Source organism: Bacillus weihaiensis (assembly GCF_001889165.1).
Classification (GTDB): Bacteria; Bacillota; Bacilli; order Bacillales; family Bacillaceae; genus Metabacillus; species Metabacillus weihaiensis.
In genome coordinates, this window is record NZ_CP016020.1 from 1,317,519 (window position 1) to 1,338,161 (window position 20,643).

Annotated in this window: 22 protein-coding genes; 16 read left to right on the forward strand and 6 right to left on the reverse strand. The window is 34.4% G+C overall.

Annotated features, from left to right (window positions below; all coding sequences use genetic code 11):
• Positions 1–22 precede the first annotated feature (22 nt).
• The 8 genes from A9C19_RS06225 (at position 23) to A9C19_RS06260 (ending at position 8,221) form a co-directional block, all read left to right on the forward strand.
• The gene (locus A9C19_RS06225) at positions 23–838 is read left to right on the forward strand and encodes a pyruvate, water dikinase regulatory protein (protein WP_072579140.1); all 816 of its coding nucleotides are present in this window, start codon (positions 23–25) and stop codon (positions 836–838) included.
• A gap of 351 nt (positions 839–1,189) precedes the next feature.
• The gene (locus A9C19_RS06230) at positions 1,190–1,672 is read left to right on the forward strand and encodes a YaiI/YqxD family protein (RefSeq protein ID WP_072579141.1); all 483 of its coding nucleotides are present in this window, start codon (positions 1,190–1,192) and stop codon (positions 1,670–1,672) included.
• Positions 1,673–1,698: 26 nt separating this feature from the next.
• Positions 1,699–3,516 carry a DNA primase gene (gene dnaG / locus A9C19_RS06235; RefSeq protein ID WP_072579142.1) on the forward strand — a complete coding sequence of 606 codons (1,818 nt, stop codon included), beginning with the start codon at positions 1,699–1,701 and terminating at the stop codon, positions 3,514–3,516.
• A gap of 143 nt (positions 3,517–3,659) precedes the next feature.
• Entirely contained in the window at positions 3,660–4,775 is a 1,116-nt protein-coding gene (rpoD, locus tag A9C19_RS06240; protein WP_072579143.1) for an RNA polymerase sigma factor RpoD, read from the forward strand.
• A gap of 187 nt (positions 4,776–4,962) precedes the next feature.
• Positions 4,963–5,505, forward strand: coding sequence for a hypothetical protein (locus A9C19_RS06245; protein ID WP_072579144.1), 543 nt, complete (start codon positions 4,963–4,965; stop codon positions 5,503–5,505).
• Positions 5,506–5,803: 298 nt separating this feature from the next.
• The gene (gene cccA / locus A9C19_RS06250) at positions 5,804–6,163 is read left to right on the forward strand and encodes a cytochrome c550 (protein ID WP_072579145.1); all 360 of its coding nucleotides are present in this window, start codon (positions 5,804–5,806) and stop codon (positions 6,161–6,163) included.
• Between the two features lie 227 nt (positions 6,164–6,390).
• Complete coding sequence (locus tag A9C19_RS06255; RefSeq protein WP_072579146.1) at positions 6,391–7,116, forward strand: tRNA (adenine(22)-N(1))-methyltransferase; 726 nt, start codon at positions 6,391–6,393, stop codon at positions 7,114–7,116.
• Complete coding sequence (locus A9C19_RS06260; protein WP_072579147.1) at positions 7,103–8,221, forward strand: Nif3-like dinuclear metal center hexameric protein; 1,119 nt, start codon at positions 7,103–7,105, stop codon at positions 8,219–8,221. The genes A9C19_RS06255 and A9C19_RS06260 overlap by 14 nt, the downstream gene beginning before the upstream one ends.
• A 59-nt stretch (positions 8,222–8,280) precedes the next feature.
• Here the strand turns inward: A9C19_RS06260 and A9C19_RS06265 are convergent, their stop codons facing one another.
• Both A9C19_RS06265 and vrrA read right to left on the reverse strand, forming a co-directional pair.
• Positions 8,281–9,225: a 4-hydroxy-3-methylbut-2-enyl diphosphate reductase gene (locus A9C19_RS06265; RefSeq protein WP_072579148.1), complete on the reverse strand. Its 945-nt coding sequence runs from the start codon at positions 9,223–9,225 to the stop codon at positions 8,281–8,283.
• A gap of 143 nt (positions 9,226–9,368) precedes the next feature.
• Positions 9,369–10,013, reverse strand: coding sequence for a VrrA/YqfQ family protein (gene vrrA, locus A9C19_RS06270; protein ID WP_072579149.1), 645 nt, complete (start codon positions 10,011–10,013; stop codon positions 9,369–9,371).
• Between the two features lie 445 nt (positions 10,014–10,458).
• On the opposite strand from vrrA, the gene A9C19_RS06275 reads away from it, so the two are divergent.
• Positions 10,459–11,775: a DEAD/DEAH box helicase gene (locus tag A9C19_RS06275; protein ID WP_072579150.1), complete on the forward strand. Its 1,317-nt coding sequence runs from the start codon at positions 10,459–10,461 to the stop codon at positions 11,773–11,775.
• Positions 11,776–11,787: 12 nt separating this feature from the next.
• On the forward strand, positions 11,788–12,678 hold the full coding sequence (locus tag A9C19_RS06280) for a deoxyribonuclease IV (protein ID WP_072579151.1): 891 nt from the start codon (positions 11,788–11,790) through the stop codon (positions 12,676–12,678).
• Between the two features lie 146 nt (positions 12,679–12,824).
• Here A9C19_RS06280 and A9C19_RS06285 read toward each other — a convergent pair whose 3' ends face one another.
• A complete protein-coding gene (locus A9C19_RS06285) occupies positions 12,825–13,079 on the reverse strand; it encodes a DUF2624 domain-containing protein (RefSeq protein WP_072579152.1) in 255 nt (84 codons plus the stop codon).
• Between the two features lie 175 nt (positions 13,080–13,254).
• Here A9C19_RS06285 and A9C19_RS06290 point away from each other — a divergent pair, with 175 nt between their 5' ends.
• From A9C19_RS06290 to zur, 3 genes are read left to right on the forward strand one after another with little or no spacing between them, the layout of a single operon-like run.
• Positions 13,255–14,016, forward strand: coding sequence for a metal ABC transporter ATP-binding protein (locus tag A9C19_RS06290; protein WP_072579153.1), 762 nt, complete (start codon positions 13,255–13,257; stop codon positions 14,014–14,016).
• Between the two features lie 15 nt (positions 14,017–14,031).
• Positions 14,032–14,874, forward strand: a complete 843-nt coding sequence (locus A9C19_RS06295; RefSeq protein WP_072579154.1) for a metal ABC transporter permease — start codon at positions 14,032–14,034, stop codon at positions 14,872–14,874.
• Positions 14,871–15,281: a zinc uptake transcriptional repressor Zur gene (gene zur, locus A9C19_RS06300; protein WP_072579155.1), complete on the forward strand. Its 411-nt coding sequence runs from the start codon at positions 14,871–14,873 to the stop codon at positions 15,279–15,281. Before A9C19_RS06295 ends, zur begins: the two co-directional genes overlap by 4 nt.
• A 152-nt stretch (positions 15,282–15,433) precedes the next feature.
• Here zur and A9C19_RS06305 read toward each other — a convergent pair whose 3' ends face one another.
• Entirely contained in the window at positions 15,434–16,006 is a 573-nt protein-coding gene (locus A9C19_RS06305; protein ID WP_072579156.1) for a hypothetical protein, read from the reverse strand.
• Between the two features lie 233 nt (positions 16,007–16,239).
• Here A9C19_RS06305 and A9C19_RS06310 point away from each other — a divergent pair, with 233 nt between their 5' ends.
• Together A9C19_RS06310 and A9C19_RS06315 are read left to right on the forward strand one after the other, a co-directional pair.
• Positions 16,240–16,632, forward strand: coding sequence for a DUF4190 domain-containing protein (locus A9C19_RS06310; RefSeq protein ID WP_072579157.1), 393 nt, complete (start codon positions 16,240–16,242; stop codon positions 16,630–16,632).
• A 71-nt stretch (positions 16,633–16,703) separates the two neighbouring features.
• Positions 16,704–16,889, forward strand: coding sequence for a hypothetical protein (locus A9C19_RS06315; RefSeq protein WP_072579158.1), 186 nt, complete (start codon positions 16,704–16,706; stop codon positions 16,887–16,889).
• A gap of 105 nt (positions 16,890–16,994) precedes the next feature.
• Here A9C19_RS06315 and ispG read toward each other — a convergent pair whose 3' ends face one another.
• Positions 16,995–18,107, reverse strand: coding sequence for a flavodoxin-dependent (E)-4-hydroxy-3-methylbut-2-enyl-diphosphate synthase (ispG, locus tag A9C19_RS06320; protein WP_072579159.1), 1,113 nt, complete (start codon positions 18,105–18,107; stop codon positions 16,995–16,997).
• Positions 18,108–18,249: 142 nt separating this feature from the next.
• Entirely contained in the window at positions 18,250–18,579 is a 330-nt protein-coding gene (locus A9C19_RS06325; protein WP_072579160.1) for a hypothetical protein, read from the reverse strand.
• Positions 18,580–19,468: 889 nt separating this feature from the next.
• Here A9C19_RS06325 and A9C19_RS06330 point away from each other — a divergent pair.
• The gene (locus tag A9C19_RS06330; protein WP_420835820.1) at positions 19,469–20,641 is read left to right on the forward strand and encodes a methyl-accepting chemotaxis protein; all 1,173 of its coding nucleotides are present in this window, start codon (positions 19,469–19,471) and stop codon (positions 20,639–20,641) included.
• The last annotated feature ends 2 nt before the right edge of the window (positions 20,642–20,643 follow it).

The window sequence follows — 20,643 nt, forward strand, 5'->3', positions numbered from 1 at the left end:
AGTGTAAAAGGGGCTGGATAGAATGAATTATCGTTTGATTTATGTTGTATCTGATTCTGTAGGTGAAACGGCAGAGCTAGTTGTTAAAGCGGCTGCAAGTCAGTTTAATGGAGTTTCGGCTAACACAAAAATTAAACGCATTCCTTATGTTGAAGATAGAGGAACAATTTTAGAAGTTGTCTCATTAGCAAAACAAGATGAAGCCATTATCTGTTTTACCCTGGTTGTGCCAGAACTTAGAAATTGTTTAATTGAAGAAGCGACAAGACAAGGTGTAATGTATTACGATATTATTGGACCGCTTATTGATAAAATGGAAAATTCCTATGGGATTCCTGCAAAGTATGAACCTGGCCGTGTTAGGAAATTAGACGACGATTATTTTAAGAAGGTAGAAGCCATTGAATTTGCTGTAAAATATGATGATGGTCGAGACCCTAGAGGCATCTTAAAAGCAGATATTGTATTAATTGGAGTTTCAAGGACTTCTAAAACCCCATTATCACAATATTTAGCTCATAAGAGGTTTAAGGTAGCGAATGTACCGATTGTTCCAGAAGTTGAACCACCTGAGGAATTATATAAGGTATCTGCCCAGAAATGTATAGGTCTTAGAATTATGCCTGAAAAGTTAAATCATATAAGAAGAGAGCGTCTGAAATCTTTAGGATTAAACGATGAAGCTTTCTATGCAAACATCAATCGAATTAAAGAGGAATTAGAATATTTTGATAAGATTGTTGATCGTATAGGTTGTCACGTGGTGGATGTATCAAATAAAGCAGTTGAAGAGACAGCAAATATCATTGCAAATATCATGAATAAACAGAATGGATAATAAAATAAAAAGGTGACAGATAGTCTCATCACAAACTATCTGTCACCTTGTCTTATGTGAGGAAAATATATAAAACAATAAGTCATGAAAAGTTGAAAAAGACTCTCAAATAATAAGGAAAGCTAAATGTAAAAAAGGATAGAAATTTGCAATACTTTGTATTATAATAAAAAATTGTGATAAAAAGTACTTTTTTAGGTTTAGAACTTGACTTATGGGAATAAACTATTAATTGTAAACTGTCAAGGAATCGAAGGAAAAGTTTTTCGACAAAAAAGGATTTTACCTTCTTTTCTAGAATATTTGTATATAAGGGTTTGAATAAGAAGGAATCTTTCGGAGTGATGTAGAATAGAGAATTATGCCGAAAAAAAACAAAGAATATATGTTGATGCTGATGCTTGTCCAGTAAAGCAGGAGATTATGGATTGTGCAACTAAGTATAATGTACCAGTTACGTTTGTTGCATCCTATAATCATACCACGACTAAAACATTTGGTGGAGAATGGATCTTTGTTGATACTGGTAAGGAAGAAGCTGATTTATATATTGTTAATCAAGTACGTGCAAAAGATCTTGTTATTTCACAAGATATTGGTTTAGCAGGACTGCTTCTGAAAAAAGATGTTATTGTTATAACTCCAAGGGGAAAACAATATACAGAAACAAATATTGATACAGCTTTACAATATCGATACATTTCCGCAATGGAAAGACGTGGCGGTAAATATTCTAAAGGTCCCAAAAAGTTCACCGATGAAGATATTTTAAATTTTATCACAACATTAGAAAAAATTTTGTCGAAAGATGAAGGAGATTCTAAAAAAATATAGAATATCTCTACTACGGAGTTGTTAGTATGGGAAATCGAATCCCTGAAGATTTACTCGAAAAAATACAAAGAACTTCTGACATCGTTGATGTGGTAAGTGAATATGTTCAATTGAAGAAACAAGGACGAAATTATTTTGGATTATGTCCTTTTCACGGAGAGAAGTCACCTTCATTTTCTGTATCATCTGACAAACAAATCTTTCATTGTTTTGGGTGTGGTGCAGGTGGTAATGTTTTTTCCTTTATCATGCAACATAATGGTGTTTCCTTTACGGAGGCTGTTCAGACTTTAGCAGAAAAAAACGGAATAGACTTACCTACTATTTCACCCACAGATCAAGGGAAGACTCTTTCAAAAGACGCTGAGAAAATGATTGAGGCTCATGAACTCTTAAAGAAATTTTATCATCATTTATTAGTAAATACAAAAGAGGGTCAATCAGCTTTAGATTATTTAATAAATAGAGGATTTACAAGGGAAACCATTGATAAATTTGAGATTGGTTATGCGTTAGACTCTTGGGATTTTATTACTAAATTCCTTTCAAAGAGAGGCTTTAACCTTTCCTTAATGGAAGAGGCAGGACTGTTAGTAAAGAAGAATAACTCTGATGACTTTTTAGACCGATTTCGGAATAGAATTATGTTTCCAATCTCTGACCATAATGGGTCAACCATTGCTTTCTCTGGAAGGGTTTTAAGCGAGGAAAAGCCAAAATATTTAAATAGTCCTGAGACTAAAATATTTAATAAGAGCAAAATTTTATATAATTTCCATCGAGCACGAATACATATTCGTAAGAACCAACAAGCTGTATTGTACGAAGGGTTTGCAGATGTTATTTCATCAACGGAATCTGGAGTAGAGCATGCGATTGCGACAATGGGAACATCGTTAACGGAGGACCAAGCAAGAATCATAAGAAGAAACGTAAATGAAGTGGTTCTATGTTATGATTCTGATTCAGCCGGTGTTGAGGCAACTATAAGAGCTGCGAAAGTATTACAGAGTGCTGGGTGTCAAATCAAGGTAGCGATGATTCAAGAAGGCTTAGACCCTGATGACTACATCAAAAAATATGGATCTGAGAAATTCAGAAACGATGTAATAGGGGCAACTGTTCCTTTCATGACATTTAAAATGAGTTATTATCGCAGGGGGAAGAACCTTCAAAATGAAGGGGAAAGACTCCAATACATTGAAAATGTATTAGCGGATTTAACACACCTGCAAAGTGCTGTTGAAAGAGAAATTTATTTGAAGCAACTCTCAAAAGAGTTTGATCTGTCAATAGATGTACTTAAAGAACAACTTCAACATTTCCAATCACGACAGTCAAATGTCTCTCAACAGCCACAGGCAAAAAATGCCGTGTCAAATCATATGAAAAGAAATCCAATTGCAAAGAAAAAGCTACTTCCTGCATACCATACAGCAGAGCGAATGTTGATTGGACATATGCTCAGGAGTAAGGATTTCTCACAAAAAGTCTTAGAAAGACTTGGTCTGCAATTTAATATTGAAGAGCATAAAGCAATTGTTACTTATTTATATGGTTTTTATGAAGAAGGAAATGAGGAAAATGTTAGTTCATTTCTCTCAAGACTTCCAAATTCCGAACTCCAGGATATTGTATCTAACATTGCGATGATTACATTAAACACTGAAGTGACAGAGCAAGAGCTTTCTGATTATATAAAACAGGTGTTGAATCATCAGAAAATGTTAATGATAAAAGAAAAAGAAGCTGACAAAAAAGAAGCTGAAAGAAACAAACAATTTAGAGAAGCGGCTCAAATCGCAATGGAAATTATTCAATTACAACAGGCTTTAAAGTCATAAAAAGTAAGCTGAAGATGAAGTAATGTGAGTTTTTTAATGTGTGGCTGTTACGTTATACATTCCTATAGAAATAGGCAATTACCGCAATATAGTAATCCGAATGCTTATCTAAATGCTTGATAAGTTTGGAAGGAGGGGATCCTATGGCTGATAAACAAACCCATGAAACTGAGGTTACCTTTGAACAGGTAAAGGATCAATTAACCGAAATTGGGAAGAAAAGAGGAGTTTTAACATACGAAGAAATCGCTGAGCGTATGGCAAACTTCGAAATTGAATCAGACCAAATGGATGAGTATTATGAATTTCTAGGTGAACAAGGTGTTGAATTAATTGGAGAGACTGGTGAAGCGGAAGCGGATCCTAATGTCCAAGATTTAGCAAAAGAAGAGGAGTTTGATCTAAACGACCTAAGTGTTCCACCTGGTGTGAAAATTAATGACCCTGTACGTATGTACTTAAAGGAAATAGGTCGTGTCGACTTATTATCTGCTAATGAGGAAATTAATCTAGCAAAACGTATAGAAGAAGGCGACGAAGAAGCGAAGCGTCGACTTGCAGAAGCTAATTTAAGGCTTGTTGTAAGTATAGCGAAACGTTATGTAGGTCGTGGTATGTTATTCCTAGACTTAATTCAAGAAGGTAACATGGGGCTAATGAAGGCTGTAGAAAAGTTTGATTATCGCAAAGGGTATAAATTTAGTACCTATGCAACGTGGTGGATTCGCCAAGCAATTACGCGTGCAATTGCCGATCAAGCTCGTACAATCCGTATACCAGTTCATATGGTGGAAACCATTAATAAATTGATTCGTGTTCAGCGTCAATTATTGCAGGATTTAGGTCGAGAACCAACTCCAGAAGAAATAGGCGAAGACATGGAATTAACACCTGATAAGGTTAGAGAAATTTTAAAAATTGCTCAAGAACCTGTGTCTCTTGAAACACCAATTGGTGAAGAGGATGATTCCCACTTAGGTGACTTTATTGAGGATCAGGATGCGACGTCTCCATCAGAACATGCTGCCTATGAATTATTAAAAGAACAATTAGAAGATGTGCTTGATACGTTAACTGATCGTGAAGAGAATGTTTTACGTCTTCGTTTTGGATTAGATGATGGTAGAACAAGAACTCTTGAAGAAGTTGGAAAAGTTTTTGGTGTTACAAGAGAACGTATTCGCCAAATTGAAGCAAAGGCTTTACGTAAATTACGTCATCCTAGCCGTAGTAAACGTCTAAAGGACTTTTTAGAATAGAAGAAGGCGGGCATTAGTCCGTCTTTTCCTTTTTTTCCTTGCGAAAGCAATACTAAATTTTCGTTCCATGTTCTTTTTGATTTTTTCGAAAAGAACAACATTCTCTGAAATTTTGCAAAAAAAAGTAAAGGTTAAATTTAAACAAAAGAGTAAAAACTGAATAAATTTATAAGAAAGGCTGCCAATAATGGATAGCGAAAAAAAGAAAATAATCGTTAGTGAAATTAATTATTGGAAAAATAATAAGCTACTACCTGATACATATTGTGACTTTTTATTAGCCCTTTATACAGAAGGGAATCAAGATGAATTACTTGCTACTAAGCCCAATGCCGAAAATAGATTCACTTTCTTATATGGGATTTTATATGGGTTTATGATCATCTCTTTATTTTGTACAGTTCTTTTTACTTATTTTACTGAAAAGCCTACCTTAATGCAAATTGCTATAGCAATAACTTTGCTAACTGGATCTATTCTTGTTATCGCTTACTTTACTAGAAAAGGAAGGTTTTTTCAAGTTCCTTTAAGCCTGACTTTTGTCCAAATACTATTCATTTCCTTAGCAATTGGAGAAGTGGCTTTTGCTGGTTCACATGTAGTAATTGGGTTGATTGTCTTGGTGAATTGTTTACTTTGGTTAGTAGTAGGATGGAAATTCAACTATATTTATTTAACCATTAGTGGTGTAATCGGAATGATATTCTATATATTTTCTATTTTTATGTAGAAAGATGGTTCATTTGTGTCAATTGTTTTTTTTAAAAATAGGTAATGAACGGTGCATTTTTTGTCTAAAATGTGAAAAACATTTTGTTCAAGTAAGATAGGTCTTTTACTTATAAGAAATTTACAGTAAAATAGAGGTTGTTTATAAGAAATGGTACTCAGGCCTAATATTAAGTTTCGAGCAGTTCCTAGAGAACTGCATGTCTAAGTACGACTATTCTTCAAAAAAACTCATTAGCTGGAAGTTAGATCAACTTTCGCCTAATGAATCTTACCATCTACATAAGGGAGGTTACATGATGAATCGCAATCCACTTATTCCATTTTTATTAATCGCAGTTCTTGGAATCGGCCTTATGTTCCTTTTATCATTTAAAGGTCTTGGCGATCATGAACAATTAGCTAAAGGGGAAGAAGAGCCTAAAACAGAGGATGTTGCTAATGCAACACCTGAAGAGATTTACCAACAAAATTGTATTACGTGTCATGGACAAAACTACGAGGGTGGTGCTGGTCCTAAGCTTGTGGGTATCGGTGAAAGTTTAAGTGTTGATGAAATTAAGCAAACACTTAAACAAGGTAAGGGAATTATGCCTGCGGGTCTCGTTCCAGACGACAAGTTAGATGAAATGGCAGAATGGGTATCACAAATTAAATAAGCTTTGTATACCACTAATAGAATGCGCTTACGTTTAGATAAAACGTTATGAAATGGAAAGTATTCATTTGCATTCTTAAGATTGAGACAGTAATTTCTCTAATAGGTTTGAAATGAATAGGAATTAAGAACAGTCCTTTGCATATGTGAAGGACTTTTTTTATACTTAGAGTTAGATGTAAAAAGAAAATAAAATATGTAAGTAATTTGATGAATAGTGGTGACCATATGAATGAATTAAAATTATCAAAAAGATTAGAAGTAGTGGCCGGGTTTATCCCAAAAGGATCAAAATTTGCTGATATAGGATCAGACCATGCATACCTACCTTGTTACGCGATTTTAAAAGGGCAAGCAAGCTTAGCTATTGCCGGGGAAATTACAGATGGACCATTTGAGTCAGCTAAAAATCAAGTCCAAAAAAGCGACTTGTTAGAATATATTTCTGTTCGTAAAGGTGATGGCTTATCTGTTATTAAGGAAGGAGAGAAAGTTGACTGTGTGACGATAGCTGGAATGGGTGGAAGTCTTATCACCAAAATATTAAATGATGGGCAAGCTAAGTTAGACCATGCATCAAGGCTTATTTTACAACCAAACATTCATGCTAAGCATATTAGACAATGGTTAATAGAGAATAGCTGGAGTCTTATTGAAGAAGAAATAATTGAAGAAGATGATAAAATTTATGAAATTCTTGTCGCTGAAAAGGGTAACCCTAAGGATGCATATAACGATATTGAATTTGAACTGGGTTTATTAGTTGGACCGATACTGGCGAAAAAGAAATCGGAAGTATTTGTGAAAAAATGGACGCAAGAGTATAATCATTGGCGCACAATTCTTACTCAGTTAGAAAATGCAGGGCACACATATGAGGAAAATGAAAAATATCGAGATGTTCAAGATAATATGTGCCTTTTAGAGGGGGTTTTGAAGGATGAAAAATCCTAATGGATTTCAAGTCATTCAATTATTCGAACAGTTCTCTCCTAAAGCCTATGCTGTAGAAGGAGATAAAATTGGACTTCAGATAGGTACTTTAAATAAGAGGATAAAAAATGTACTAATTACCTTAGATGTTGTTGAATCAGTAATTGATGAAGCAATCGCTAAGGAAGTTGATTTAATTATTGCGCATCATCCTCCTATTTTTAGACCGATTAAACATCTAACAACAGATACTACATATGGCAGAATACTTGAGAAATGTTTAAAACACGATCTAGCTGTTTATGCTGCTCATACTAATTTGGATGTAGCTGAAGGTGGAGTGAATGATTTGCTAGCCGACGCGCTAGAGCTATCAAATTGTGAAGTCCTTATACCTACTTATGAAGAATTGTTAAAAAAGCTTGTTGTGTACGTACCGGAAACGCATGAAGAGATTGTAAGAGATGAGCTTGGTCGAGCAGGGGCTGGTCATATTGGCAACTATAGTCATTGTTCGTTTTCAGTGAAGGGCGAAGGTAGCTTTTTACCTCTTGAAGGCTCTGAGCCTTTTATAGGAAAAAAAGGTGAAAAGGAATATGTTAAAGAAGTAAGATTAGAAACTGTTTTTCCTGCATCAATCCAAAAGAAAGTGTTATCTGCCATGTTAAAAGCTCATCCATATGAAGAAGTGGCCTATGATCTTTATCAATTAGATCAACAAGGAAAAAAACTTGGGTTGGGGCGAATTGGAAAACTAACAAGTGAGTTAACCTTGCAGGAATTTGCTGAACATGTAAAGAAGAAATTAGAGGTTGATCATGTTAGGATGGTTGGTCAACCTGAAGCTAAGGTAAAGAAGGTAGCTGTCCTTGGTGGAGATGGAAATAAATATATACAGCAAGCTGCATTTAAAGGTGCTGACGTATACGTTACTGGTGACCTTTATTTCCACGTAGCACAGGATGCACTCATGTTGGATTTAAATATTATCGATCCTGGACATCATGTGGAGAAAGTAATGATAAATGGTGTGAAAAATAAGTTAAGTGATTTATGTGATAAGCAAAAGTTTCAAGTGAATATCCTGTCTTCTGAAATCAATACGAACCCATTTACATTCGTATAGAGACATTATTAGTTGTTGAAAACATAAAGCCCATTCTGCTATAGAGAATGGGCTTTATGTTAACCTTTTATTTTTACTTTAGGTAGAATTTTTGAAAGGGGAACAACTTGGTCTAAACTCCAGGTTAATTCGTCTTCCTCATTATATTGTTCTAAGAATTGAATGACTTTTTTAGTTATAGGAGTAGGGGTTGAAGCCCCGGCTGTTATAGCAACCGTTTTTACTCCTTTTAGCCATTCAAGTTTTAATTCACTAATATCTGAAATTCGATATGCCTTCGTTCCAGCAATGTCTTCAGATACTTGTGCTAATCGGTTTGAATTATTACTTTTAGGGTCCCCTACAACAATTGTGAGGTCAGCTTCCTTCGCTTGTTCTGCTACGGCTTCCTGACGTACTTGAGTGGCTAAACAGATTTCTTGATGGATTTCAACGTTCGGGAACTTTTCTTTAACAAGATCCATGATATCTGCTACATCCCATTGGCTCATTGTTGTCTGGTTTGTCACAATGATTTTTTCACTAGTAATGGTAAGGTTCGCTACATCTTCTTCCGTTTCTACTAGGTGGACTATAGAAGGGGCAACACCAACGGCACCTTCAGGCTCAGGATGGCCTTTTTTACCTATATAGATGACATTATACCCTTTTGCTTCCTTTTCACGGATTAAATCATGTGTTTTCGTTACATCAGGACAGGTTGCATCTAAAGTCACTAACCCTTTTTCCTTCGCAATTCTTTTCACTTCAGGTGAAACACCATGAGCAGTAAATACGACAGTTCCTTTGTCAACCTTCTCTAAAATCTCTAAGCGGTCTTTCCCATCTAGCGTAATGATACCTTCTTCTTCAAACGCATCTGTTACGTGTTTATTATGAACAATCATACCTAATATATAGATTGGTCTTGGTAATGTTTTATCTAAAGCAGCATTCTTTGCAATGACCATTGCATCTACAACACCATAGCAATAACCACGTGGAGCAATTTTAATGACGTTCATGTTCTGCCTCCTTTAAGAGATCTCAATAAAATAGACTAGTTTGTTTGTCCAAAAGGAAAGAAAAAAGCCGCAAAAACGGCTCTTTTCTCTCATAATCTCTTAATATTATATCTAAGTTTAGGCAAGAATACAAAGAGGAATATTTAAATGTACATCTTTGGCTGTGAAGTCCTAGCTCTATTATTTACCTGCTTTTTCGGTTGCTGCTGTACTGCGTCATTTCCTTTTTTACTTAATTCTTTTTTAGATGCAGTTTTGGTTTCTGGTTGTTTTGCATCTTCTTGTGAAAACTGCAAGGGCTCTGATTCATTTGTTACTTCTACATTGGAAGGAGATGCTTCATCTGAATCAGTGTCTGTATTCTTAATTTCACGATAGAGCTTTACCATGGCCGGAAGGTTTTTAACAAGTGGTCCATATTGTTGAACCATTGGTGTTACTTGTTGAGCCATTCCGAGTACCTTTTGGACATTTCCAAGCATACCTGAAATATTAGATGGATTCATAAGGCCTTGTATTCCTCCAGAAGCACGAGAGGCACCCGCAACAGCGTTAGCAGCTCCTTGAATTCCTTGTGGATTTACAGCACCTCCGACACCTTGAGAGCCACCAGGGATAATTCGTGATAACAAACCTCTTAATCCTCCTGCGCCTCTTGAAGCTACTTGTGGACCAAACTGCTGGTTAGTATACATGCCTTGGAAAGGTTGGCGTCCTAGTGGTAGATTACCTTGTTGTGGAAGAAAACCTCTAGCGTTCATAGGAGGCATAGGTCTTTGCTGGAACATAATAAATCCTCCTTTCATTTTGTACATATTCTTTGTATAGACTATGCAAAAAAATCCCTTTTGGTTTCAAGTAAATAAGAAACTTAAAAATGAAGGAGAATGCAAAAAATCTTAAAGAGATAAGCGAAAATGAACAATTCTTTGTCTTATCTTTTTATAAGCTGTTTTCCTATAGAATGTTGACAATATCCTTTGAATTGACTTGTACAAGCAACAAAGTTGTAAAAAAGACCCTTTTAAAAAGATAACTTAAAATCAGTATAGATAAATGTGGATATAAGAAGACAAATTTAACGGTAAACGATAATTAAAAGATTGAGTTTTTTAATCTATAAGTTATAATGTAATGATGGACTGATAAGGTTTGGGCATAACCAATTTCTTATCCATTCATAATGAAACAATTGGATAAGAAGAACCCCTTATCATAAAGGAGATGAAAAAAATGGAAAAAACAAAATTTGAACGGTTTTCATTAAAACCTTTTATTATAGAAGCTATAAAAAAAGAATTAAATTTCTATGAACCTACAGAAATACAAGAAAGAATTATTCCTTCTATATTGAATGGTGAAAGTGTTATTGGACAATCACAAACAGGTACGGGAAAAACACATGCTTATTTACTACCTTTAGTAAGTAATCTAGAAGTAGATAAAAAAGAAGTGCAAATAGTTATAACAGCTCCTACACGTGAATTAGCAGTACAGATTCACAAAGAGGTAACAAGATTAATCGAGTTCACGAACGATGAGATAACAGCTAAATGTTTTATTGGTGGAACGGACAAGCAAAGAACAATTGAAAAGCTAAAGACTCAGCCACAGATTGTTGTAGGAACGCCAGGTAGAATAAATGACTTAGTTAATGAGAATGCATTAATTGTTAATCGTGTTCGCTCTCTAGTTGTAGATGAGGCAGATTTAATGTTAGATATGGGCTTTATTAAAGAAGTTGATATGGTTGCTGGCAAAATGCCAGAAAAACTGCAAATTCTAGTTTTCTCTGCAACGATTCCTGAAAAGCTAAAACCATTTCTAAAGAAATACTTAGATAATCCTAGGTTTACTCATGTTGCCCCTAAACAGCCTACTGCAGCTAAAATTGAACATGTATTGGTTCCGTCTCGTCATCGAGATAAAATAAAGCTTGTACATGACATGCTAGTGTCGTTTAACCCTTTCTTAGCAATTGTTTTCACGAACACAAAAAAGAAGGCAGATGAAGTTGCTGATGGTTTAATAGCACGAGGGTTGAAGGTCGGACGTATTCATGGTGATTTAAGTCCACGTGACCGTAAAAAAATGATGAAGCAAATAAATGACTTAGAATTTCAATATGTAGTTGCGACAGATTTAGCCGCACGTGGTATTGATATTAAAGGTGTTAGCCACATCATTAATTATGAGATTCCTACAACGGAATTAGACTTTTATATACATCGTGTAGGAAGAACAGCACGAGCAGGAAGTTCAGGTATTGCTGTTACGATATACGAAACATCTGATGAAGATGCGCTAATAAAGCTAGAAAAAATGGGTGTAGAATTTATTAATAGAGACTTTGTCGCAGAAGAGTGGAAGGAACTTGATGATAGAAAACGTAGGCAGAGTCGCAAACGTGTTGCAGACGAAGTAGATGCCCTAGCAAAAAGTATTGTTCAAAAGCCTAAAAAAGTGAAACCAGGTTATAAAAAGAAAATGGGCCGTGAAATGGATGAAATTAAAAAGAGAAAAAGAAGATTGGATCGAAAAAAGAAATAAGGGGGAAGTACTATGAAAATTGGTTCACATGTATCAATGAGTGGAAAGAAGATGTTGTTGGCTGCAAGTGAAGAAGCAGTTTCATATGGTTCAACCACATTTATGATTTATACAGGGGCTCCTCAAAACACACGACGTAAAAAAATTGAGGATTTAAATATCGAAGCGGGACAAGCTCATATGAAGGAGCATGGTATAAATGATATCATTGTACATGCTCCATATATTATAAATATTGGGAATTCAACAAACCCTGCAACATTTCAGCTAGGTGTTGATTTTCTTCGATCTGAGATCGAACGAACACATGCACTGGGTGCAAGACAAATTGTTCTTCATCCTGGTGCACATGTTGGAGCTGGTGCGGATGTAGGGATTAACAAGATTATAGAAGGTCTCAATGAAGTTTTAGAACAAAATCAAGAAGTACAAATAGCATTAGAAACGATGGCAGGTAAAGGGTCAGAATGTGGAAGATCTTTTGATGAATTAGCTAAAATTATCGATGGAGTTACACATAATCAGCATTTATCCATCTGTTTTGATACTTGTCATACACATGATGCGGGCTACGATATTGTAAATAATTTTGACAGTGTTTTAAAAGAATTTGACCAAACGATTGGATTGGATCGTTTAAAAGTTCTTCATATTAACGATAGTAAAAATCCGATGGGAGCAAGAAAAGACCGTCATGAAAATATCGGATTTGGACATATCGGGTTTAATGCGCTAAATAACATTATTCATCACGAAGCATTAATGGATGTTCCTAAAATATTAGAAACACCTTTTGTTGGTGAGGATAAAAAATATAAAAAGCCACCATATAAATTTGAAATCAATATGTTTAAGGAACAAACATTTGATGAAAACCTCCTAGAAAAAATTCTTAATCAATAATTGAAAACCTTAAAGTAATGTGAATAATAAACTAGCATAAAAAGTCAGTTCATCCTATTTGAACTGACTTTTTATACTATTAGGGGCTATATTTTCTATGCTTAATATAAAAAGTAGCCATATAGGGTTAATCTTAAGTAATGAATTTAGTTTGTGAATTTTTGAAAAATTTTATTAACCTGCTGGGCTGTTTGTGGTGAAGTGATTGCCGAAATTTTTGATAATAACTCTTTTCTTTCATTCACATTAAAAATGTTGATATTCTTGCCGTTCATTTCTTTAACTACTTTCATAGCTTGATTCTTATCTATACTTACCTTGAACTGGTTTGCATATTGCATGAGTTCTTCTGCAGAAATATTATTTAGCTTTTGATTGACGATCTTTTGAAATAATTTCATTCTCAAACCTCCTCTAAACACAATGTATGAAGAGTTGGGAAGATTGTGCATATGGATATAAGAAATTTTTCTTTACATTCTTTCTGAAAAACTTTATACTTTTAATGTTATAAATGTATAGATTAACATTTATTGTAAATCGGAACGATTCTTAATTTGTAAAGGATGAAATTCAATGAGTGAATCAATTATTGAAATTAACCATTTAAATTTCACATATGAGCGTCAAAGGGTTCTTGAGGATATTCATTTATTAGTAGAGAAAGGTAGTTTTTTAGGATTAGTCGGGCCAAATGGCTCAGGAAAAACAACGCTTCTAAAATGTTTATTAGGAATTTTAAAACCTCAACAAGGGGAAATTAAGTTATTTGGTCAACCTATTCAAAAATTTAAAAATTGGCATGAAATAGGGTTTGTTTCTCAAAAGGCGAATAGCTTTAATACCGGGTTTCCAGCTTCAGTTTTTGAAGTAGTAGCAAGTGGCTTAACGTCAAAACTAGGTCTATTTAAAATGATGAGTCCGAATGACCGGAAAAGTGTGCAAAAGGCAATTGAACAAGTTGGGCTAAGTGAATTTGCTAAACGTAATATAGGTGAGCTATCTGGGGGTCAGCAGCAAAGGGCATTTATCGCTCGAGCAATTGTAAGTGATCCAAAGCTTTTAATTTTAGATGAGCCGACTGTCGGAGTAGATGCTAAAACCGTTCAGAATTTCTATGAAATGCTGATGAAACTAAATAGGGAACTAGGGATTACGTTAATACTTGTGACACATGATGTTGGGACAATAACAGATAAAGTGACACATGTAGCTTGTATCAATAAACACCTGCATTTTCACGGACAATCAAAAGAATTTGAAGAATTAAAAGGTGATGAGATGTCTGACTTTTATGGACACTCCCTACATGTTTTAACACATAATCACTCCCATTAATGGAGGAATAAGAGTATGATTAGTAGTATATTTGAGTATGATTTTTTACAAAATGCTTTCCTATCAGGAATGATAATTGGACTCATTGCACCGTTATTAGGGGTATTTGTAGTCGTAAGAAGAATGTCCTTAATTGCAGACGCTCTTAGTCATGTAACATTAGCTGGTATTGCAGCGAGCTTGCTTTTAGAAAAGAAGGTTGCTGTATTTGCTGGACTAAATCCAATCTATTTAGGGATGGGATTTTCAGTAATTGGTTCGTTATTTATTGAAAAGTTAAGAACGGTATATAAACACTATCAAGAGCTGGCAATTCCCATTATTTTATCGAGTGGTGTAGGAATAAGTGTCATTTTTATATCATTAGCAGATGGTTTTAACACAGATTTATTTAGTTATTTATTCGGAAGTATTAGTGCTGTAAGTAGAACAGATTTATTTGTTATTATAGCCATTGCAATAGTAGTATTAGCTATTATTTTCTTTTTATATAAAGAGCTCTTTCTTTTATCTTTTGATGAGGAACATGCCACAGCTTCTGGTATTCACGCTAAATGGATTCATTTTATTTTTATTCTTATAGTGGCTTTAGTTATTGCTGCATCAATGCGAATCGTCGGAATTTTGTTAGTTTCGTCCTTAATGACTTTACCAGTTGCAGCGAGTATAAGAATCTCTAAGGGGTTTAAACAAACCATATTCTTTTCAGTGTTATTTGGTGAAATATCTGTTATTATAGGCTTATTCATATCCTATTACTTAGATTTAGCACCAGGTGGAACTATTGTAATTCTTTCCGTACTTATTCTAGTTTTAACAATATTATGGACTAAATTTACAAAGGGGCAAGTTTCATGAATGTACAACAAGCTCTTGATTTGTTAAAAGAAAAAGGTTTTAAATATACAAGTAAAAGAGAAGAAATGCTTCAGTTATTTGCAGATTATGATAAGTATTTAACAGCTAAGGATGTTTTAGAGTCCTTAAAAGATGATTATCCAGGATTAAGTTTTGACACGATCTATCGTAACTTATCCTTATTTGCAGACTTGGGAATTTTTGAAATGACAGAGCTGTCTGGAGAGAAGCATTTTCGTTTCACATGTGACACAGCTCATCATCATCATCATTTTATTTGTTTAACATGCGGGAAAACAAAAGAGATCCCAGGATGTCCTATGAAAGATTTAGAGGGGAACTTAACTGGATATGAAGTTAGTGGACATAAGTTTGAAGTATATGGTACATGTCCTCAATGTCATTAATGTAGTATCTTTAACACTAGGCTAAAAAACATATGTAGTTATCTTAGTTCTGCCTTCCTGTTTTGGAGAAAGAATCTCCTTTTTGAAGAAAATTAAAATTATACAAAAAAGCTGTTGAATAGTAGTTCAACAGCTTTTTTATCATTTACGTATTAAAGTACTTTTTTATCATACCATCCATTCACCCATTGTTTGGCTTCTAACCAGTCATTCACCCTTATAACACCTTTAGGGATCGGATCTTGGTTATACGGTGTGTTAAAAAGAATAACAGGTATATCATGCTCTTCACTAATCATACATGCGTTATCATGCTTGTCCTCGAAAAAGATTGAAATTTCATGACTCTTTACAGCTTCCAATTTATCATGACTTCCAATTAATTCAATATGATGATAAAATAAATCCTTTTCTTTAAACCAATTATAAGTAATATCCAATAAATGTTTACGTCTAGCACTTATAAATAATAATTGATGTTCTGTCTTCCACTCATCAAGCACTATTTTAGCATGATTAGCTAAAGGTGCTTCTTTATAAATGATAGGTTCAAATTCATTCATCCAGTTCCAAAAATCGACATCTGTAATATTTAACACTTTTGTTAAGTCGTATTGGTTGAGGTCCTCAAAATTAAGATTCCTGTTAAATGATTTATTTAAATAGGGTACAAAAGTTTTGGGATCAGTCACTGTACCATCTATATCTATTCCAAGTCGTAACATTTTCTTGCTCTCTCCTTTGCTGTATCTTCGTATTAAGTGTACCACAATATAATTTTTGTACTAAGAAATAAATGAGTGTAGTCTAATATGACTCAGGTGCTGATTACAGATTAGATTAGTTTCAATACTAAGGGTTCGCCTAGCACTTACATAAGAAGATATTTACAGTCATAGTTGATGGGGTGTTGTCTATAATAATAAATGCTCCTTATTTAAGAAAGGAAGGGATCTTAATGGCAGACGAAAATAAGTTCAATTATGAAGAACGTGATCGTTATGATGACCCTAATTATAAGGGAATTACGCCACTAGATCGTGAAATAGAAACGGATTATCAAACTGAATCTGCAGCTGAAATTGCTGCGCCGGTTAATATGCGCAATAATTACACAGCGGAGACAGTTGATACAGAAGATGAAGTTGTTGGAGAAGGTAGAGGGATGGGCTTTTTAGCTTTAGCTTTATCGATTATCTCCTTGTTTATATTACCTGTCATTTTAGGAGCTGCAGGTATAATTGTAGGGTTTATCGCAAGAAGAAGAGGGGCAAAAGCAACTGGTGCATGGGCAATTGGTATTGGTGCAGCATCAATTGTTTTAGGCATATTTATTACCCCATTCTTTTAACAAGTTGAAAAAAAGGGATTGGCCTCTTGGTCAATCCCTTATCCTTTTGGTTAGAGGGAGTGTGAGTAAGTGTGGGTAAAAAAGAAAATAAATTCAATGAAATCAGATACGATGAAAAGATAACTCAAGCAAATATGCAAATACAAGAGGAGTTTTACAATGAAAAACATCTTGAAGATGATATTGATACCTCATTATCAATGAACAGTAATATTGGGTCTGTGATTTTACTTGAGGAACCAGAAGAACAAGAGTAAATAGAAAAGAAGGAATCGAGAGTCCGATTCCTTCTTTGAAAACATATGTTGTGACTATGATTGCTTTTCTTCAGTCACCATAGCCGGTTTAATGACGCTAAATTATCAAGCATTTAACTTTTCTTTTTCAGCAGCTTGTTTAGCATAATGCTCTTCGGCAATTTTATCAATTTCTTTCTTTAGTTCCTCAACCATTGTTTCTTCAGGTACTTTACGGACTATTTGACCTTTACGGAATAGTAATCCTTCACCACGTGCACCTGCAATTCCTATATCCGCTTCACGAGCTTCACCTGGCCCATTTACTGCGCAGCCTAAAACAGCTACTTTAATAGGTGCTTTAATTTTTGCTATATATTCTTCGACTTCATTTGCAATACTGATTAGGTCAATTTCAATACGACCACATGTTGGACAAGAGATTAATGTAGCTGCATTAGCAGCTAAGCCAAATGATTTTAAAAGTTCACGTGCTACTTTTACTTCCTCAACAGGATCAGCACTCAAGGAGATACGAAGTGTGTTTCCAATACCTTTATTAAGGATAACTCCTAAGCCAGCTGCACTTTTTACGGTACCAGCAAAGAGGGTCCCTGATTCAGTAATCCCTAAATGCAATGGGTAATCAAAAGCTTTCGCAGCTTTTTCATATGCCTCTATTGCAAGGTTTACGTCAGAAGCTTTCATGGAAACAATAATATCATGGAAATCCAAATCTTCTAGAATTTTTATGTGATGTAGCGCACTTTCAACCATTCCATCAGCAGTAGGATACCCGTACTTATCAAGTATTCGTTTTTCTAGAGATCCTGCATTCACGCCAATTCTAATAGGAATGTTTTTCTCTTTAGCTGCTTTTACAACGGCTTCTACTTTTTCTTTACGTCCGATATTACCAGGATTAATACGAATCTTGTCTGCCCCACCCTCAATCGCTTTTAGGGCTAATTTATAGTCAAAGTGAATATCGACAACAAGAGGGATATTGATTCTTTTCTTTATTTCGGCAATTGCATTAGCTGCTCGTTCGTCTGGACAAGCAACACGAACAATTTGACAGCCAGCTTCTTCTAAGCGGTTAATCTCAGCAACTGTTGCGTCAACATCATGTGTTTTCGTCGTTGTCATACTTTGAATAACAACTTCGTTATTTCCACCTATAGTCAAACTTCCAACTTTAACAGGTCGTGTTTTGGTTCGATGTATGATTTCACTCACGTGTAAATCGCTCCTTAAATATAAGTTTAAAGCTTACAAAATCTTGATACGTTAAATAATACTTGAGATCATTCTTTTTTTCTAGTAAATGTACTTTCCAACATTCATTTTACAGGGAGCCATGGGAAATGACAAGACTGAGCTAATTTGTGTAAAGAGGGAATAAATAGGTTTTACCTACCAAAATTTCTTCAGCCTTCACTCCTTCATTAAGTGATTCAAAATCATCTATCATTTTTTCAATCGATTCTGGGAAACGATTATGTTTCTTTTCAATAATTGACATAACCGTATCCCCTTGTTTAACCGTTACTTCAAAAAAAGGTTCTGTCACTCCATCTTGTATGACTTCAGAATTCTCTTGTTTACTTTCAGCTATAGTGGTAACGGACGAGAGAGTCCCAATTTGAAAATCATAATAAATAATATAAATAAGAAAGATCCCAAGTATAAAAAGAGAAAAACGTTTCATTATTGTCATCCTTTCTCAAACACATACACAATATGTTCCTAAAGTAGTGTTGTTAATATCTATGCTTGTCCATAAAAAATATGTATGCACAAACATATTTCATCTGTTTTATTTGCAGTTTAGTTAGGTGGAAGGAAAGTAGGCTCAAATAAAATAATTTTTCAATTGACTTCTTCTATTGTCTGGTAGGGGAAATTATTCGACTAGTTTCAACGAAAATTTACAATTAATTTACACTTACTTAATAATTTACTGTCATAATTTTAGAGGAAATGGAAAATCAGGGGTGTAAATAATGAAATCGTCGAAGCATAAAATGTTGAAAAAAACAGTAACCGGAAATAAACATCCTTTACAAGCAAAACACATGAAAGGTAAAGCGTATGAGTTAAAATCATTCTCAAAAATTTCCTTACAAACCAGGGTCTTATTCTTAGTTTTACTTTTATTAGTAACTTCCATTAGTGTTGTTGGATTTACCTCCTATGATAAATCAAAAGAGACAACGATTGAGATTATTGAAGAAAGATTGGATCGGGAAGTTAATACAACTTCTGATATAGTGGCAAATTTAGCTTTTGCCTATGTTGGAGATCCAAAGGAGTTTCAGAATAGAGTCAATAAAGTTGTCATTCCCTCGCAATCAACTGCTCTAATTCGGGATGGTTTACCTGCTAAATTTTTTTTGATTTCTGAAAATGAAGCTATTCCTATGGATGTAAATAAGGATCCGGGTATGAAAATATCTGATTCTGTAATAAAGAAAATTCAAGAACAACACCATGGTGTTATACATGCTGCGATGGATGGTATTGATTACACAATGTCTTTCAAAGAAATTCAAGAGCTAAAAGGGATTTATTTAATAGCTGTTCCAACAGATAAATACATGGAACCTATCACAAAGCTGGCGAATTTTACTTGGGTTGTCGTTCTAATCAGTGTCATTCTCACAACTTCTATATTATTCTTGTTGGTAAGAAGTTTTACAAAACCACTCTCAAAATTAAGAGACATTATGAGAGAAGTTAGAAATGGAGATTTATCTCAAAATCTTACAATTAATACAACTATTCCTGAGATTAATTCTTTAAATCAAAGTTTTAATCAAATGATGGAACAAATGAGGTCAATGATTGTTAAAATAGACGGAACAACCTCAGAACTTACATTTACAGGAAATCAGCTAAAAAATGCATCTGATGATGTTCAGCAACAGAACACTCAACTAATTGAAGCAATTAGAGTAGTAAAAACAGGAGCAGAACAAACAGCATCAAGCTCTGATAAAAATGTTAGTACCTTCCAAAATATGAAAAATGAAATTAAGCTTGTTCTTCAAAATATGGAATATGTTTTTAACAGTGCTTCTGATATGAATACTTCTGCTAAACATGGGGAAAAAAGTATTTCTAGCATGATCAAAGCAATGAGTGACTTCGATAGAGAATTTGAAAAAATGACTCAAACTATTAAAGGTGTGAAAGATAATTCTTTAGTTATAACAAAGGTTGTAAGTATTATTCAATCGATCGCAGAACAAACTAAATTACTTGCGCTTAATGCCACCATTGAAGCAGCTAGAGCTGGTGAGGCAGGGAAAGGATTTGCAGTTGTTGCTAATGAAGTGCGAAAATTAGCTGATCAATCTTCTCGTGCAACAGAAGAAATAACCCAATCTATAAAAATGATGGAAAAAATATCAGATCAAGCTTCTACAGAATTCAATGGAATGCTTATAAGCATCCAGGCGCATCTATCAGTTGCAGAGGATTCAAAGGAATCATTTGATCAACTTATGAAAGAGATTGCAAATGTCAATCAGAAACTTTCTGGTATGAAAGAAAATTTACAGGAGCTAAATCAGTCAGTTCCAATGATGGAAGAATCATCAGAACATTTTGTATCGATTTCTCAAGAAACACTCGCATCAGCAGAACAAATGTTAACCTCTTCTGAAGATCAAATGATACAAATCAATCGAACACATGAAATTGGTCGTATTCTTACAGACCTTTCTAAGTCTTTATCAGAAAGCACTAAACAATTTAAAGTGAAATAACG